General features: G+C 71.4%; 15 protein-coding genes. 4 read left to right on the top strand and 11 right to left on the bottom strand.

What is annotated here, in order from left to right:
* Positions 1 to 71: 71 nt before the first annotated feature.
* Positions 72 to 1,025, bottom strand: coding sequence for an alpha/beta hydrolase (locus tag ACIQVD_RS11845; protein ID WP_402288182.1), 954 nt, complete (start codon positions 1,023 to 1,025; stop codon positions 72 to 74).
* Between the two features lie 187 nt (positions 1,026 to 1,212).
* Between ACIQVD_RS11845 and ACIQVD_RS11840 the strand changes: the two genes are divergently transcribed.
* The gene (locus tag ACIQVD_RS11840) at positions 1,213 to 2,058 is read left to right on the top strand and encodes a spermidine synthase (protein WP_402288180.1); all 846 of its coding nucleotides are present in this window, start codon (positions 1,213 to 1,215) and stop codon (positions 2,056 to 2,058) included.
* Positions 2,059 to 2,236: 178 nt separating this feature from the next.
* Here the strand turns inward: ACIQVD_RS11840 and ACIQVD_RS11835 are convergent, their stop codons facing one another.
* On the bottom strand, positions 2,237 to 3,244 hold the full coding sequence (locus tag ACIQVD_RS11835) for a GNAT family N-acetyltransferase (protein ID WP_402288177.1): 1,008 nt from the start codon (positions 3,242 to 3,244) through the stop codon (positions 2,237 to 2,239).
* 585 nt (positions 3,245 to 3,829) lie between these two features.
* On the bottom strand, positions 3,830 to 4,045 hold the full coding sequence (locus ACIQVD_RS11830) for a heavy-metal-associated domain-containing protein (protein ID WP_380240019.1): 216 nt from the start codon (positions 4,043 to 4,045) through the stop codon (positions 3,830 to 3,832).
* Between the two features lie 449 nt (positions 4,046 to 4,494).
* Here ACIQVD_RS11830 and ACIQVD_RS11825 point away from each other — a divergent pair, with 449 nt between their 5' ends.
* Complete coding sequence (locus ACIQVD_RS11825; RefSeq protein ID WP_402288174.1) at positions 4,495 to 5,823, top strand: MATE family efflux transporter; 1,329 nt, start codon at positions 4,495 to 4,497, stop codon at positions 5,821 to 5,823.
* Between the two features lie 112 nt (positions 5,824 to 5,935).
* Here the strand turns inward: ACIQVD_RS11825 and ACIQVD_RS11820 are convergent, their stop codons facing one another.
* The 4 genes from ACIQVD_RS11820 to ACIQVD_RS11805 form a co-directional block, all read right to left on the bottom strand.
* Positions 5,936 to 6,097 (bottom strand): GNAT family N-acetyltransferase, encoded by a 162-nt coding sequence (locus ACIQVD_RS11820; RefSeq protein ID WP_402288171.1) that lies wholly within the window; start codon positions 6,095 to 6,097, stop codon positions 5,936 to 5,938.
* 12 nt (positions 6,098 to 6,109) lie between these two features.
* Entirely contained in the window at positions 6,110 to 6,499 is a 390-nt protein-coding gene (locus tag ACIQVD_RS11815) for a GNAT family N-acetyltransferase (RefSeq protein WP_402288168.1), read from the bottom strand.
* 253 nt (positions 6,500 to 6,752) lie between these two features.
* Positions 6,753 to 6,977 (bottom strand): hypothetical protein, encoded by a 225-nt coding sequence (locus ACIQVD_RS11810; protein WP_402288164.1) that lies wholly within the window; start codon positions 6,975 to 6,977, stop codon positions 6,753 to 6,755.
* 147 nt (positions 6,978 to 7,124) lie between these two features.
* Positions 7,125 to 8,357: a hypothetical protein gene (locus ACIQVD_RS11805; RefSeq protein ID WP_402288161.1), complete on the bottom strand. Its 1,233-nt coding sequence runs from the start codon at positions 8,355 to 8,357 to the stop codon at positions 7,125 to 7,127.
* A 361-nt stretch (positions 8,358 to 8,718) separates the two neighbouring features.
* Here ACIQVD_RS11805 and ACIQVD_RS11800 point away from each other — a divergent pair, with 361 nt between their 5' ends.
* Positions 8,719 to 9,453, top strand: a complete 735-nt coding sequence (locus ACIQVD_RS11800) for a carbon-nitrogen hydrolase family protein (RefSeq protein WP_402288158.1) — start codon at positions 8,719 to 8,721, stop codon at positions 9,451 to 9,453.
* Positions 9,454 to 9,486: 33 nt separating this feature from the next.
* On the opposite strand, the gene ACIQVD_RS11795 is transcribed toward ACIQVD_RS11800, so the two are convergent.
* Positions 9,487 to 9,981: a DUF5709 domain-containing protein gene (locus ACIQVD_RS11795; RefSeq protein WP_400685041.1), complete on the bottom strand. Its 495-nt coding sequence runs from the start codon at positions 9,979 to 9,981 to the stop codon at positions 9,487 to 9,489.
* Between the two features lie 329 nt (positions 9,982 to 10,310).
* On the opposite strand from ACIQVD_RS11795, the gene ACIQVD_RS11790 reads away from it, so the two are divergent.
* Positions 10,311 to 13,367, top strand: a complete 3,057-nt coding sequence (locus tag ACIQVD_RS11790) for an ATP-binding protein (RefSeq protein ID WP_402288155.1) — start codon at positions 10,311 to 10,313, stop codon at positions 13,365 to 13,367.
* 279 nt (positions 13,368 to 13,646) lie between these two features.
* Here the strand turns inward: ACIQVD_RS11790 and ACIQVD_RS11785 are convergent, their stop codons facing one another.
* From ACIQVD_RS11785 to ACIQVD_RS11775, 3 genes are all read right to left on the bottom strand, one after another.
* Positions 13,647 to 13,829 (bottom strand): hypothetical protein, encoded by a 183-nt coding sequence (locus tag ACIQVD_RS11785; RefSeq protein WP_402288152.1) that lies wholly within the window; start codon positions 13,827 to 13,829, stop codon positions 13,647 to 13,649.
* Positions 13,830 to 13,903: 74 nt separating this feature from the next.
* On the bottom strand, positions 13,904 to 14,080 hold the full coding sequence (locus tag ACIQVD_RS11780) for a hypothetical protein (RefSeq protein ID WP_402288149.1): 177 nt from the start codon (positions 14,078 to 14,080) through the stop codon (positions 13,904 to 13,906).
* A 706-nt stretch (positions 14,081 to 14,786) separates the two neighbouring features.
* Positions 14,787 to 16,016: a glutathionylspermidine synthase family protein gene (locus tag ACIQVD_RS11775; protein WP_400685053.1), complete on the bottom strand. Its 1,230-nt coding sequence runs from the start codon at positions 16,014 to 16,016 to the stop codon at positions 14,787 to 14,789.
* Between the last annotated feature and the right edge of the window lies 1 nt (position 16,017).

The raw sequence follows: 16,017 nt of genomic DNA, 5'->3' as shown, positions 1-16,017 counted from the left end.
GCGGGTACGAGTGCGGGTGCGCCCGGCTCCGGTTCGTGGCTGCGTCAGGTCCTCCGAATTCGGTCGAGCGGTCAGGGGGCAGGGAAGTAGGCGGCCATCCAGCGGTCCAACTCGGCGAAGACCTCGGCCCGGACCTGATCGGCCGACAGGACCAGGTCGTGCATGCCGCCTTCGATCCGGATGGTGGTGACGTGCCGACCCAGACGCGGTGCGAGTGCGGCGATGTCGTCGGCGCGCAGGACCGCGTCGGTGCGCATCAGCGCCGGGTCCCACCGGTTGGTGACGGTGGAGGCGGTGGATGCCATCAGCAGGACCGGGCAGTCGATCGAGAGCCCTTGGCGCACCTTCCGTTGGCCGCGCTGGATCGCGGCCAGCCAGCCGGCGAACAGTGGAAAACCCTCGGCGGGCTTCAGGGCGAGATCGAACTCCCAACTGCCCCGGTGGCTCAGGTGGAGGCTGTGGACGTAGTGCGGATTGAGCGGGGCGGGCAGCTTCCGGGTGGGGGCGGTCCGACCGATGGCTTCGAGCGCGGGGGCGCCGAGGGCCCGTACGGCCGGGGCGGCGGGCATCGACAGGAAGGGACTGTTGAGGAACAGGCCGTCGACCACCCCGTGGCCGACCCGTCGGGCCGCCCACAGGGCTGCCACCAGCCCGCCCGTCGAGTGCCCGTTCACCAGGAGCCGGGTGTGGCCGTCGAGCTCCCGGATGATCCGGACCGCCTCGTCCACCTCCTCGTCGTAGGCGGCGAGGTCCGTCACGAAGTTGGGGGAGTGGTGCGGGCGGAGCGACCTGCCGTACTTGCGGAGGTCCAACGCGTAGAAGGAGAAGCCGGCCGCCGTGAAGTGGTCCGCGAGGTGGGTCTGGAAGAAGTAGTCGGTGTAGCCGTGCAGGTACAGCACCGCTTGGCGGGACCCCTCGACCAGTCGACGGACCAGGGTGGCACTGACCTCGCCCTCCTCGTCGGGGAGCAGTGGGAGCTCCGCCGCCTCGTACGGGGCGCCCAGGATGTCTTCACGGAACTCCACGCCAGCCACGTCCATTTCCTGCTCTGCCGTGCCGCCCGGGACCACCCCGCGCGGTACCACTCCCGCGACCATACCGGTCGGTAGGATCCTTCGTTTGGGAAGACTGCCCTGGTGGGGCCTAAGCTGCCCGCATGGCTGTCCCTTCGTCGATCGTTCTTCGCCCCGTCACTTCCCGGAGGCCCGGCCGATGAGCGGCATCACCGCCGACGGGGCGGATCCGCGGCCGGCGGAGCGCGAGGTGGCGCTCGGCACCGCCAAGCTGATTCCCGACATCGACGTCGAAGGCGGCTGGCTGCTCACCCTCGACGGCACCCCGCAGTCGTATGTCGACCTCCAGGACCCGACACATCTCGAGTTCGAGTACGTGCAGCGGATCGCGCACCTGCTGGACGTGGTCGCGGACCCCGGTGAACCGTTGGACGCACTGCACCTGGGCGGCGGCGGGCTCACCCTGCCCCGCTACCTGGCGCGGGCCCGTCCCGGCTCGCGCCAGCAGGTGGTCGAACTGGACGGCCCGCTGACCGAGTTCATCGCCGAGCACCTTCCTTGGCCGTCCGGTATCGAGGTGACGGTCGGCGATGCCAGGGCCGCACTCGGGTCCGTGGCACCCGCCAGTGTCGATGTGGTGGTGGCCGACGTGTTCCGCGGCTCGCGGACGCCGGCTCACCTCACCAGCATCGAGTTCGTACGGCTGGCTGCCGCCGTGCTCCGGCCAGGGGGCTGCTACGCGGCGAACCTGGCGGACGGCCCGCCGCTCACCTTCGCCAAGGCCCAGGCTGCCACGGTCGCGGCCGTCTTTGCCCACGTCTGCCTGGTGGCCGAGCCCGCAGTGTTGAGGGGCCGGCGCTACGGGAACGTCTTGCTGGTCGGCTCCGATGCGCCGCTCCCCACCGGGGAGTTGACCCGGCTGCTCGCCGCGGACCCGTTCCCCGCCAGGCTCACGGAAACGCCGGAGCAAGCGGCAGAGCCGGTCACGGATGCGACGGCCGAAGATTCGCCGCCCCCTCCCAACGGAGCTTTCTCGCTGGGCTGAGCCGGAACGGTGGCGTGGCGGAGCACTGTGCTGGAAGTCGTACCTGATGGGAGGCGCTCCTTTCGGTGACGGGACGGCAGGTGCCTTTCGGCCCTGGGCAGACCGCAGGCCGGCAGTGGAAACGCCGGGCCGCTGGGCGGTCGGTCGATGCTGCTGCCGACATGGGCGTGGTGGCCGGTCAGACGGCGGAGAGGACCAGTCGGCGATTGCGGTTGCGGTAGCCGACCAGTTCGAGAGCGGCGACCACCGGATGGTTGGAGAGGCTGGTCTCGGCGCGGACCACCTCGGCCTGGCTTTCGGCGGCCAGGATCCGGGTGATCTCGGCGATGATCTCGGCAGCGAAGCCCCGTCCTCGGAATTCGGGCAGGACTCCGAGGTAACCCACCACCGGCACGACGGAGTTGTGCGAGGGGATGGCGAAACCGGCCACCTGCCCCGTTGATGTCCTGGCTATTCGCCACCAGGAACGCTTGCCGTACATCTCCCAGCGGTAGAACGCGACCTCGTTCCTGGCGTGTGCTTCTGAACCGATCAGGAGAGCCTCCCGGGTGCACATCGCGTCCAGACTGTTCGGCAGGACCCGGCGGAACAGGTCGACGAAGACTTCGTCGTCGGGCTCGGACGTGAAGAACAGCCGACCGGACAGGGAGGGGACAGGATGATCGGTCTCGCGTTCGAAGCGGAGCCGTTCGGCGGCGAGGCGCAATCCTGCGGCCTCGGCCGCGTGGCGACGCCACGCCACCGAAGCGGCGACCTCGGGGTGATCGCGCCAGTCGGGCGGTAGGAAGAGGTGGTAGTCGGGCGCGGGTACCAGCCCATCTGCGGCGAACACCTGATGGGCGGCGGTCAGCAGCGCGGCGGCGACCGCACTGCGCGGATCCACGGGCGGACTGGGCACCCGGGGCGTTCGCCTGCGCGGATCGATGGAGGGCCGGGCCGGATCGGACCGGGCGAACAACGCATCCAGATTGCTCGGATGGACGTCGGTGGGAGCGCCCCACCAGATGGCGACGGCCAGCGCTGCTCGGCCAGGGCCAGGCTCCGCCACCCAGATCCAGCCGGGACGGTACTCGCCGCTGGCCAGACGCGCGCGCACCATCTCTGCGGAGAGCGAGGTGGAAGGGTCGGGCCGGATCTGAGCCAGCACGGCGTTGAGTTCCTGCGGAACGATCGGACGGAAGATCACAGTGCCTCCAGGAAGGGGTGGGAGACGCTGAACCCGATCGTGGCGATCCGCCGCGACTGCTACGCGAGAACGGACCGGCGGGGTGGAGCAGCGATCGGGAGCGCCGCGGAACGGTCGCGGATTATCGGAACCATTGCGGGACTCCCTTCGAAGAGTGGCACTGCGAGACCTCGGTGCCCGGACGAGCGAACGCCGGGAGAACCAACGGCGGGACCTGATCCGCCGTCAGCTGTGCCCAAGAGTAGGAGGGACAGCGGATCGCCTGCAAATTATTATTCGAGGCCGGGATTCCTCGGATCCGCAGCACCGAGTGGAGAGACCGATGGGATCGGAGGACTGCTCGGAAAGCGAGGAATCGGGCTGATACGGGGTGGCCGCAGGCGGGAGCCGGAGGTCCTTCGTGCCTTCAGCAGTGATGCCTGCTCCGCCTCGGAGACCTACACCCCGGGGATGGATTGATCCGGCTTCAGCGCTGGTAACTAGATTCAGGCGAAGAAAGCGCCGCGCTCCTGCGAGGTGGGTGGCAGGAACGCGGCGGGATCGAAGGAGGGTGGGGCTTTCCGGGGCCGGTGCCCGGTCGGTGGATCAGACTCGACCGACCAGGGCGAAACCGGCGTCGGTGACGGCGGAACGAATCTGGTCGTCCTGGAGAGGTTCGGCAGATTCGACTGTCACCTGGCCGGACTTCGCGTCGGCGGTGACGTTGGTGACGCCGTTCAGCGCGGTCAATCCGGCGGTGACGGTTCGCTCGCAGTGGCCGCAGCTCATTCCTTCGACGGTGAAGACAGCGGTGGTAGACATGGATACCTCCAGAGAACATGCAGGACTGGGCGGGCGGCCGAGCGGGGCCGAAGGACGCCGTACAGCACAACGCACTCGATCGTGATGGGACACCGGGACACGCCGGTGAGTGCCCCCAACGGGTGGTGTGCTGAATGGGAGTTCGCCAGTGGCAGGCGCGGCCGGCCGCGGTTTTCCGGGAGGCGGCGTCGCGGTGCCGGGGTGGTGTCGCGGTGGTGCAGCACCCCGCTTGGGCCGAGCAGCGGGTGGGGCTGGCATCCGGATGCGCGCGGTGCGCCGCCTTGCCGTCTGCGCTCCCCGCCCTGCCGGGCGCCGGATTTTTCAGACTAAATCCGAATGGGCCGGGGAGGTTTATTTCTTGAATTCATAAAAATCTCTCGCTACGGTCGGCCGCGTCGATATCGCCGACGCTCTGTGGAGGGCTGTCGGCATGACCACGAGGGGGAAGCATGGCTGTGGAGTCCACGACCGCCATCGAGAAACAACAGCCCGTGCCGGCGTCACTGAACGTGTCAGCCGCGCGGTTCGCCGTATCAATCCTGCTCGGATTGGTAGCAGGGCTGGTGCTGCAGACCTGGACGGTGGCCTTCCTGGGGCGCCTGGGCCCAGAGGCGCTCTACGTCCGCTCGGTGTACACCCCGGTCGGTTACCTCGTGCTGGCGGTGACCGAAGGGCTCGTGGTGGCTGCTCAGGTCTCTGCGGGTATCGCTGCTCGGAACGGCAGAGAACGGGACTCGCTCAAGTCCATACCGACGTTCTTCGCCATCGGCGCGGGCCTGCTGATACTGCAAGCCGTCACCGCGGTGGCGGCCTCGGGCCCCTTCCTGTCCGCTCTCGGGACCGCGCCCGGCGCCCGGCACGAGGTGCTGGTCTTCGTCGTCGCCGTCGCTCTGACCGGAGTGGTCGGGCTGATCCCCTACCTCGGTACCGGAGTCCTACGCGGTCTGGGCCACACCGGTCCGGCCGCCTGGCTGGGGGTGCTGTTCACCGTGCTGTCCATCGTGGGCATGGTCGCGCTCCGCGCGGTCACGGGCCTCGGCGTACTGGCGGTGCCGATCGGGGGCCTGCCCGCCACCGTGATCGTCGGGACGGCTGTCGTGCGCGTTCTCCGGCGGAAGCAGGTGGCCTGGCCCGTGCTGACCCTCGACCGGGGTGCGATACGTGAACTCCTGGGCCTGGGCGCCCCGGTGGCGGGCACGTTCCTGCTGCTGTCCACCATGACCTTCGGCTACCTGCGGGTACTGCACGAGGCCGGGCCGACCGAGGTCGCGGGATTCGCCCTCGGGCAGATGGCCGTCGGACTGCTGATGGTGATCGCGATGGCCGCCGGCTCCGGTGCGGCCGTCGCCGTGACCTTGCGGCCCGGCGAGAACCGCCGAAGTCTCAACCACACGGGCCTGGTCACCGCCTTGCGGCTGGCGACCCCTCCGTACCTCCTGCTCGGGGCGGCGGTATTCCTGCTCCGGGAACCGATCGCCCGGGCGCTGACCACGGATCGTGCCGCGGCCTCCGTCACAGCCGACTACTTCGCCTGGGTCGGCCCCACCCTGGTGCTCTTCGGCGGAACGCTCGCGCTGCTCAGCTACCTGGAGCAGATCGGTCGAGCGGGGGTGGCCTTCCTGTTGAACGTCGTCTACTTCGCGGCGATGCTGGCCGCCGCGTTCCTCATACCCGGGCCCGTACGCGCCGGGGACCTGTCGAAGCTGATAGCTGCGGGCAACGTCCTGGGACTCGTCGGGCTCTGGTTCAGCGCACGCTTCCTTGTGCTGCGTCGGTGACGCCCCGCCGTCGTGGCCGGGAGGGCTGAAACCGGCTGCGGCACCACGGGCTCGGGCCTGTCCACCACCGCGTTGACGGCTGGACAGCCCCGCTGGCGGGAGGCGCGGCGGGTCAGATTCCCGACAGGTCGTCGGGCACGGGCGAGAAGGCGAACAGGTCGACCCGGCCGGTGCGGATGTAGTCGGCGTTCCGGAGGACGCCCTTCTTCTGGAACCCCGCCTTCTCGGCGACCCGCTGGGAGGCGGTGTTGCCGGTGGCGGCGAACAGCTGCAACCGTTGGAAACCCTACTCGCCCAACAGCCACTCACCGAGGGCCCGCGTTGCCTCGACCGTCACCCCGCGGCCCCGTGCCCACGGGGCGGTCCAGTAACAACCGACCCCGCTCACCCGGGCCGGCCAGTCAGTCTTCTTGAGGCCGCCGGTGCCGAGCAACTGCCCGGAGTCGCCTCCGGTGACGGCGAAGTGGATGCCGTCGCCGGAGGCGCGCAACCGGTGGGACACATCGGTGCACCAGGAAGCCGCGTGCTCGGTGGTGTAGGGATCGGGCAGTGGCTGCCACTGCTGGGTCAGCTCGTCGGAGCAGGCGGCTCGGGTGTCGTTCACGTCCTCTGCGGTGAAGGAGCGGAGGGGCAGCCGATCGGTGTGCAGGACGGTTTCGGGAAAGATCGGCGGCACAGGGGAGCTCCCGGTCCAGAGGCGGACAGAACGAGAGGCGGCCACCGGCGGACCGAACCGGGCCGGAACGGACAGCCGCCCCGTTCGAACCGGCCGGAGGACCGGACGGACACGGGCGAGTGTGGGCCGGATTCGGCACGCTCCGGTGTGCCGAAGCTTCGGGTGGGCGCGGACAACGGGGTCAACCTCATAGAACCCTAGAAATGTCTAATTGGTTGGTTTAGTACCTGTTATACCCTTTTCGGGTGTGGGTTCAGTGAGGCTCGGGCATCTTCCGGATCGTCAGCTCGCGGCAGTGCGAGCCCAGATCCAGCAGGAGGCCGAAGTGATCGAGCAGTTCAGGACGGGACTTGACGCGCAGCGCGGTGTAGAACGCTGCGGCAGCCTGCTCGGGGGCCAACGGCTTCCCGTCAGCGGAACGAACCACGAACCGCGGTTCGCTCGCCAGGCCGACGAGGGCGCCGTCGGGCAGCGACACGGCGATCAGCAGGCAGACGTAGTGAGCCCGGAGTTCGAGGACCCGGTGGTGAGCCGCGTCGAGCGAGGCGGACGGGCGCCGACAGACCAGAACGGAGGCGCTGTCGGTGAGGTGCGTATCGGGTTCCTCGGCATCACTCGCAAGATGTCAGAAGGTCTGCTCCGATTCCTCACCCGGCTCACGCGCCGCTGCCGGGTAACGGCGCACCGACACGCGGAGGGACGGACTGTCGGTGCCGAGAAGAGCCGTCTCCACGTAGAAGGAGGTGACAGGTGGGGCATCGGCCTGCGGTACGGGCGGGAAAGCCATCGGCCGGCCACCCGTCTCCGCCGGCGGAGCCAGTTTCAGCAACTGGTACAGCAGCCGACGGAGTTCCGGAAAGGCCGACCCGGGCTCCATGAATGCGCGCTGGGCGACAGCCATGAGCCGATCGGAGCGATGGCCCGAGACCGCCGCGTCGATCTGTGGGCGCAATGGAGCCGACCGGTCGAGCATCGGAACGGAACGGCCGAGCGTGTGCCCGGCCGTCCCGGGCACCATCTCCTCACCGAAGGCGGCGAGCACGACGGGCCTGCCGAGCGCAGCCCCGTAAAGGGTCACCGAGCCGTGGTCGCCGACCACCACGTCGGAGGCGGTCAGCGCCTGCTGCCAACCCGCCGTCGGATCGATCAGCAGAGCACCGGCAGCCAGTGCCGAACGCTGCGCCACCCGGATCTGCCACGCCCCGTGGCCGGACCAGACGTTCGGATGCAGCACCAGGGCGAGTCGGTACTCGTCTGCGGACAGCTCGGCCAGCAGCCGGGCCGGCAGGTCCGGGTGACGGCCGATCAGCGCGCCGGGCCCCCAGGCGGAGGTCACGAAGACCAGCTGTTGGCCGGGTCCGACCCCGAGCGAAGAGCGGTAGCGGTCCCGCCAGCGCAGATTGGCGTGCAGACGGTCCAGGCACGGGTCGCCCACCAGGACGGTCCGACCCGCAGTGGCTGGATGGGCGGCGGCGAGCTGGCTCTCCTGATCGAGGTGCGACACGGTGAGCCAGGCCCGACCCGCCGACAACAACCCGTCCGGCACCAGATCGGAAAGCCGAGTACCCGAAGACGCCGAATCCGGAACGAGCTTCTGGAAACCGATCCCGTGCGGAAGGACGAGCACCGGGTAGTCGCCGGACGGAACGCCGATGTTCTCGCTCGCCGAGATCAACAGGTCAGGTTCTGCCTCGGCGAGTTGAGCCCAGGGTGGGGTCCGGCAGCGCAGTGAGCGGAGCAGTTCCGGAACGCCTTCGCCGAAGGCGGAAGTGGGATCGTGGGCGAATACGATCGCCAACCGGGGATCATTGCCCACCAGATCCGGCAGGACTTCCAGAACACGAACGAGGGAGGTCACCGTTCGGGCCGCGACCGCTACGGTGCGCTCGCTGTCGAGGTGCGCCAGTGCCAGGCATCCGGACCGACCGGCACGAGGATGGGCCTATCGAAGTCCACCGGACACCTTCGCCCTTGCGGGCGATCGTACCGAATCGATCAGCGCCGGGCGCTCAATGACGCGGTTCGCGGCAAGGTAGATAGCGGATCGAAGGGGCTGAGACAAGGTACTCACCACCTGTTTCTCCGCATCTGCCGGGTCTTCTCTTGAAGGCTACTGGAGTGTGGAAGGTGGTTTCGACGGCCGGGACCGCAAAGGAAACGGACCGGAGAGCGGGCGATAGCGTCCGGGCAGGCGATGCGATGGGAAGGGGAGCCAATTGGTGCGGATACGGGTGGCAGCGGCCCAGTTCGAGTGCGTTGCGGGTGACGTGGTGGCCAATGTGCGGCGGATCGCCGGTCTGGCGCGGGAGGCGCGGGAGGCGGGCAGCGTGGTGATGGTCTGTCCGGAGTTGGCGCTCACCGGGTACGAGCCCGAGCTGATCGGTGCGGACCGGACGCTGTGGACCGAGGCGGAGGACGTGCGTCTCGACCCGCTGCGTGAAGCGGGGATCACGGTGGTGGTCAACGGGGCTACGGCAGGACCGGGAGGCCGACCACGGATCACCAGCACCGTGTACGCCCGGGACGGCTCCGTGGTGGAGGTGTACGCGAAGGAGCATCTGTACGAGAACGAACAGGAGGTGTTCGAGGCCGGGAGCGGGGGCGGCCGCTTCTGGCTGGACGGCATCGGCTACTCGTTGGGGACGTGCTTCGACAACCACTTCCCCGAGGTGGCCGCACGGAACGCAGCCCGGGGCTGCCAGGTGCACCTGGCGAGTTCGCTGTACGGGACCGGAGGGGGACGTGAAGAACGCCGAGTCCTTCATCCGGCGATAGCGAAGGCCACCGGAATGTACGTGGTGCTCGCCAACCACGTCGGCCCCGCCGGACCGTGGACGGGCTGCGGGGGCAGCGCCGTGTGGGCACCGGACGGGACCGTGATGGCGGAGGCCGACGAGAGCGGACCCCGACTGCTGGTGGCCGACCTGGAGGTGGAGGTGGAGGTGAGCGGTTGAGGCCGGGGGACCCGGCGGAACCGAAGGGGCGGCTCAGCGGTAGTCGTCGTCGGGGACGCGATCAGCCAGGTCGTCGAGCACGGTGAACCTGACCGCCTCGCGCAGCGGCTCGTCGGGCTCGGCGTCGTCGAACTCGGCTTCGGCGTCCTCGTCCGGGTACACCAGGTGCACAGCGGCCTCTTCCGCGCTGGCGGCCCCGGCGTCCGGTCCGACGTCGGTGCCCTCGGTGTCGATGCCGTCCTCGACCAAGCGGCCGGACCGGGGCGAGGGCCCGTCGGCCCAGCGGTCGTCGACCGCCTCGGGGCTGTCGTCGGGCTCCTCCTCGGACAGCAGCTGGTCCAGGGACTCGCCGCGCTCGGCCTCCTCGGGCGTGGTGCCGTACGCGGTGGCCCCGCGGTAGCCGTCCGGCGGGATGACTCCAGTGTCGAGCGGGTCGTCGTCCAGCCGGTCCGTGAGCAGGGAGTCGGCAGGTTCGAGAACGCCGTCGTCCTCGGCGGGCTCCGGGTCCTGGGCGTCCCAGTCGGTCATGACAGCACCTGTCCTCGTCGCTCGGGGTGAGGTCGCACGCAGTTTCTTCATGCTCGCCAGGGAGTCACCCGGCCCGCAACACGGCACGGTGCCGAAGCGCTCGGGGCAGGAGCCGGGACGGGCGGTCTCCGTGGGTCTGGCGGGAGCAGGTGGAACGGCTGTCAGCAGGGAAGTTGCCTGGCCGGGGGCACGGCAGCAGGTGCGTTGCCGTGGAGCGGAAGTGTCGGGACAAAGGCAGGACGGGGAGCGGTGCCGGGCCGTGGCCCAGGGCGGTGAGCCGGGGGTCGGGGCCGGTGAGCAGGCAGGTGGGTGCGGTGGAGGGATTTCAGATGCGAGAGGAGGTGGGAATGAAGGGTTCCGGTGAGGAGGCAGCCGAGCGTGGTGCGTCGGCGGGCGGCTGCCGGGGTGTGCGGGTGGCACGGCATGATGGGGCGTATGGAACGTACGTGCTCTCGCCGGCTGGTGCGGTCGGGTCGGGCGTGCGGATGGGGCGTGCGGAGATGAGGCACGGCGGGGGAGCGCCGGGCTTCGTCGGGCGGCGGCGGGAAGTGGCGCGGTTGGTCGAGGTGCTGCGCACTGCGTCGGCGGTGATGCTGGTGGAAGGCGATGCGGGAGTCGGGAAAACCGCGCTGGTCGAGCGGGCGCTGGCGGAGGCCGGGATCCCGGGGGAACGGGTGCTGACCGCACGGTGCCACCCAGTGGCCGAGCCGCCGCCCTACGGGCCGTTGCTGGACGCCTTCCGGCACAGCCGCCCGGCCCTGGCGGAGACCGCCGGAGTACCGTCGAGCGCCGGTGCGCTCCGCGCGTGGCTGCCGGACCTGGCCGACCTGCTGCCGGCGGACACCGCCGGGCCGGGAGCCGACGAGCGGTACCGGCTGGCACAGGGCCTGCGGGCGTTGCTCGGAGCGCTGGGCGAGGTGGTGCTGCTGGTCGAGGACGCGCAGTGGGCCGATCGGGCGACCAGAGAGCTGTTGCTGCTGCTGGCCAGAGACCCGAACCCCGGCCTGTCGCTGGTGGTGACCTACCGGCGGGAGGAGCTGCCGGACGGGGTGTCCGTGCTGGGAGCGGCCTACCGCTGCCCGCCCGGGGTCTCCGGTGGGTTGCTCAGGGTCGAGCCCTTGGACGAGGCGGAGGTCCTGGAGCTGGCCCGTGCCGCGCTCGGTGCCAGTGGCGGGAGCGGTTCGGCCGCTGGTGGCGGCCCCGCCGCCGGGAGCGTGCCCGCGGTGGCGGCCCTGCTGCACCGGCGCTCCGGTGGGTTTCCGGCGGCGATCGTCGAGGACCTGGCGGTACTGCGGGAGGACGATCGGCGGACGGACCCCGTCGCTCTCCTGGCCGGGGCGGACCTGCCGCGCAGCCTGCGGGACGCGGTGGCCGAGCGACTGGCAGGGCTCGGCCCGGAGGCGCGTGCGGTGGTGGAGACGGTTGCCGTGCTGGACGAGCCGGCCGGGGAGGAGCTGATCGCCGAGGTCTCCGCGCTGCCCTCCGAGCAGGTCTCCGCCGGGCTGGTGGAGGCCCTGCGCGCGGCGGTGCTGAGCGAGCCCGCCCCGGCCAGGTACGCGTTCCGCCGGGAGCCCGCCCGGCAGGTGGCGTACCGGCGGATACCGGGCCCGACGCGCTCCGCGCTCCACCGTCGGGCCATCGAGGCGCTGCGCGCCGGGCAACCGCGGCCACTCGCCCGGATCGCCGTGCACACCCGCGCGCTCGGCGACCGGGACGCCTGGCAGCAGGCCGCCGAGGCGGCGGCCGAACAGGCCGCGGAGCAGGGCCACACCGCGCTGGCGGGCTCGCTGCTGCGCGAGCTGCTCGCCGAGACCGACCTCGCGCCGGAGCGCCGCGGGCGGGCCGCCCGGGCGCTGGCCGGCCTGGCCGCGAACGCCGCCTACGACGAGGCCAGCACCGAGGTGCTGGCCGACATCATCGCGGACCCCCGGCTGCCGGTGGCCGACCGCGGTGAGGTCCGGCTGACCCTGGGCCTGCGGGTGGCCGTCCAGGGCGGCGACCGGGCCGGGTTCGCCCTGGTCGAACAGGCCGCCGACGAACTCATCGCCGAACGGCCGGCCCGCGCCGCCCGGGCCTTGGTCGCGCTTGCGATGAACGAACGCGACGGCGCGGGCGCGGCCGTCCGGGAGCGGATGGCCAAGGCCGCCGCCGCGCTGGAGATCGAGCCCGACGAGGAGGTCGCCGCCGCCTACCGCGCCACCAGGCTCACCTTCCAGGCCCGCGAGGGCGACCCCGAGCTGTGGCCCGAACTCGACCGGCTGCCGCGCGGCGCCTCCAGCCCGGAGCTCGTCCGGCAGACCACCAGGGCACTGTTCAACGTCGGCGAAATCGCGATGGAGACCGGCCACGACCAGCGGGCCGGACAGCTGCTCGCCGAGAGCCGCGCCCTGGCCCGGCAGGCCGCGATCTCCTACCTGGAGTGCTACAGCCGGATCGCCCTGCTGCGCCTCGACGGCCTGGCCGGGCGCTGGCAGGGCTTGGAGGAGCGGTTCGAGGCGCTCGGCACCGAGTACCCGGACGTGGCGATGGCCCGGGTCGAACGCGCCCTGCTGTTCGGTCGGATGGCCGCCTCGCGGGGGCGGCTGGCGGTCGCCCGGGCCGAGTTCGAGTCCGCCGCCGGGTACGGGGAGCGGGAGTCACAGGTCACCACGGCGATCAGGGCCGCCGCCGGTCTGGGAGCGGTGGAGCTGGTGGAACGCGGGGCGGAGGCGGCTGCCGCGCTGCTGGCGCCGGCGGTGGCGATCCTGCGCCAGGCCGGGGCGTGGGCCCGTGCGGGGGAACTGCTGCCGATCGCCGTGGAGGTCGTACGGGGCGTCGGTGACGAGGGCGCGGCCCGGCACCTGGTCGAGGAGGCGGCGGAGGCGATCGGGAGGACGGACGCGCCCGCCGCCCACGCGGGGCTGGCCCTGGCCCGTGGCGTCCTGCTGGAGGGGGCGGAGCCGTGCGGTGCGATCGAGTCCTACCGCCGGGCCCGGGACGCCTGGCGGAGCATCGGCCGCCCCTACGAGGTCGCCAGAGCGGAGGAGCGGCTGGCCCGGGCACTCGCGGAGCGCGAACCGCAGACCGCGGCCGAGCGGTTGGCCGCCGCCGAAGCCACCTACACCACCCTCGGAGCGGCCTCCGACGCGGCCCGTTGCCAGCACGTCCGGCGGGACCTCGGGCTCGGGCGGATGGCTTCGCCCGGACGGCGCGGCTACGGCGAGGCGCTCTCGCCGCGCGAGCGGCAGGTTGCGGAGCTGGTCGGGCAGGGGGTCAGCAACCAGGACATCGCCCAGGTGCTGTTCCTGTCGCCGCGCACGGTGGAGCACCACGTGGCCAGCGTGCTGAGGAAGTTGGGTGTGGGACGGAAGGACGTGGCGGAGGCGCTGGCGGAGACCGAGAGCTGAGTTCGAGTGGAGGGGCGGGTGGTGGGTGGGCGCTCGGCGGGGAGTGCGGCCGGGGGCGCGGAGGGGAGGAGAGCTGCGGGTGGGCATCCGGCCGGGCTGGGCCCACCGGTTCGCGGCGGGGTGGTGGTCGAGCGGGCCGGGCGGGCTCTGCGGCAGGTCGCTCCAGGGGCCGTTTCGGCGGGTGCTTCGAGTAGCGGTTCGAGCGGCGGGAGGCACCGGGCAGCCAGGAGCGTTCGGCTGGGGGTGGGTGACGCCCGGGGGAGAGCGGTGGACGGCGTGTCAGTGGTGCAGGGCGGCGCGGGCGGTGGCGGTGGCGGTGTCGGTGCGGGCGCCGCGGCGGTGGCGGAGGGTCGGGTGGGTGTGCGCGGTGGTGGCGGCTGTGGCGAGGGCCTCGACGTGGGTGAGGGCGCGGACGGCGAAGGTCTGCTTGCCGCAGGCGCCGGTGGGGCCGGGGGTGGGCATGGTGACCAGCCAGAGCGGGAGGTCGACTGTGGGGAGACGTCGCGGGGTGGGGAGGGTGGCGGCCGGGGGCGGAGTCAGGCACGGGGGTGGTGGGTGAGACGGGGGTGGTGGGTGAGACGGGCGAGTCGGGAGAGCGTGGCGCGGCGGGTCTGGCGTTCGACGGTGCCGCGGCGACGTCCGATCGTGGGCCGGTCGGCGCGGGCGGTGAAGTGTTCGCTGGTGTGCAGGCGGAAGCGTTCGCGGCGGGTCATCCGGGCCTCCGGGTGAGGGTGGGCGGAGAGGGAGTGCCAGCCAACCGGGGGTTCATTACGGTGATCAATGCGTGGCGGTACCCATCGCGGCGGGCGAAGGGCAGGTGGTGGCCGGTCGAGGCTGGGGATACCCAGGGTTCGGGGCGGATGTTGGGTAGGGGATACGCATTGTTCGGCCCGCGGGAGTGGCGCTTTTGGTGGCCGGTCGAGGCTGGGGATACCCAGGGTTCGGGGCGGATGTTGGGTAGGGGATACGCATTGTTCGGCCCGCGGGAGTGGCGCTTTGCTTGGGGTGTTCCCGATGACGGCTGCCAGCCGGTCCTCGGCTGCTCAGGAGGTTTCGATGACCCGCCGTGAACTCTTCCGTCGTTACGCCGCCGAGCACTTCACCGCCCCGGACGTGTCGGCCACCGGCCGGGCTCGCTGCCGGGGGGCGGTGGAGCGGCAGACCAGCCGGGCCCGGTTGGCCTCGCTGGCGCGGATCACCCCCCGCCACCCGCTGCCGGGGACGGCTGGGAGCGAGGTGGCCGGTGCCGGGATGCCTGCTCAGCGCTGGTCGCCGGCGGTCGGGGGAGTCGAGGTTCTGCGGATTCCGGCGCAGCGTTCGCGCGGCAGCCGTCCCGGTACGTCAGACAGTTGAGGATGGGGAGAGGGAAGAGAGAAAGATACCCCTGACGGACCGTCAGGGGGGCGGGCGGGGGTGGGCTCAGCGGATCAGGTGGGGGAGGAAGCGGGCGCCCTGGTGGGTGATGGGGCTGTCGTCCGTCTCGCGGATGCCGAGGCCGGCGGATTCGCCGTCGACGACCCAGGTGCCGAGGACGGGGCGGTTGCCGTCGAAGTCGGGGAGCGGGTGGTACTGCTGGTAGCAGTAGCCTTCGGCGCCGTAGCGGTCCGGGTCGCCGGCCCAGTCGGCGAGCCGGGTCTGGCTGCCGTCGGGTTCGACGATGCGGATGCCGGCGCCCTCCCGGCCGAGCAGCGGCTTGGCGGCGTAGCCGGGGCCGTCGGGGTCGGCGAGTTCGCGCGGGCCGTCGAGGTAGGCGGGCAGCAGGTTGGGGTGGCCGGGATTGAGCTCCCACAGCACGGCCAGCAGGGCCTTGTTGGAGAGCAGCATCTTCCAGGCGGGCTCGATCCACAGCGTGGAGCCGGTGCTGCCGCCGAGGTCGATGACGTCCAGCAGGTGGTCGGCGAACTCGTCGTCGACCAGCCACTCCCACGGGTAGAGCTTGAACGCGGAGCGGATGAAGCGGTGCTCCAGGTCGACGAAGCGGCCGGACAGCTCGTCCCAGCCGATGTCCTCCACGGCGATGCCGACGGTCCGCAGGCCGGCCTGTTCGGCGCACTCCTGCAGGTAGAGGGTGGTGAGCCAGTCCTCGCCCTCGGTGTCGCCGCGGGAGTGGGCGAAGTGGACGGGACCGGGCGGCAGGAGGTGCTTCTGGCGGGACCAGGACTCGATCAGCCGCTCGTGCAGGGAGTTCCACTGGTCGGCTTCGGGGAAGCGCTCCTCCAGCCAGAACCACTGCGGTCCGGCGGCCTCGATCAGCGAGGTCGGGGTGTCGGCGTTGTACTCGAAGAGCTTGGCCGGGCCGGTGCCGTCGTAGGCGAGGTCGAAACGACCGTACACGCTGGGCTGTTCGTCGCGGCGGCGCCAGGACTCGGCGACGACGGCGGCCAGGCGCGGGTCGGTGATGCCGAAGTCGGCGAAGCGGCCGGTGCGCACCACGTGCTCGGCGGCGGCGAGGGAGAGCTCGTGGAGTTCCTCGACGACCTCCTCCAGGGCCTCCACCTCGGGCAGCGAGAACTCGTAGTAGGCGCTCTCGTCCCAGTAGGCGTGCGGGCCGCCCTGGTTGCACGGGTCGGAGCACATCGCGTACACGAGGCCCTGGGACTCGACGGTGGCCAGCCAGTCGGGGCGCGGGGCGATGGTGTGGCGGCGCATC

It is taken from the genome of Kitasatospora sp. NPDC090308 (assembly GCF_044769485.1).
Classification (GTDB): domain Bacteria; phylum Actinomycetota; class Actinomycetes; order Streptomycetales; family Streptomycetaceae; genus Kitasatospora; species Kitasatospora fiedleri.
This window is presented reverse-complemented; position numbering and strand designations above follow the sequence as displayed.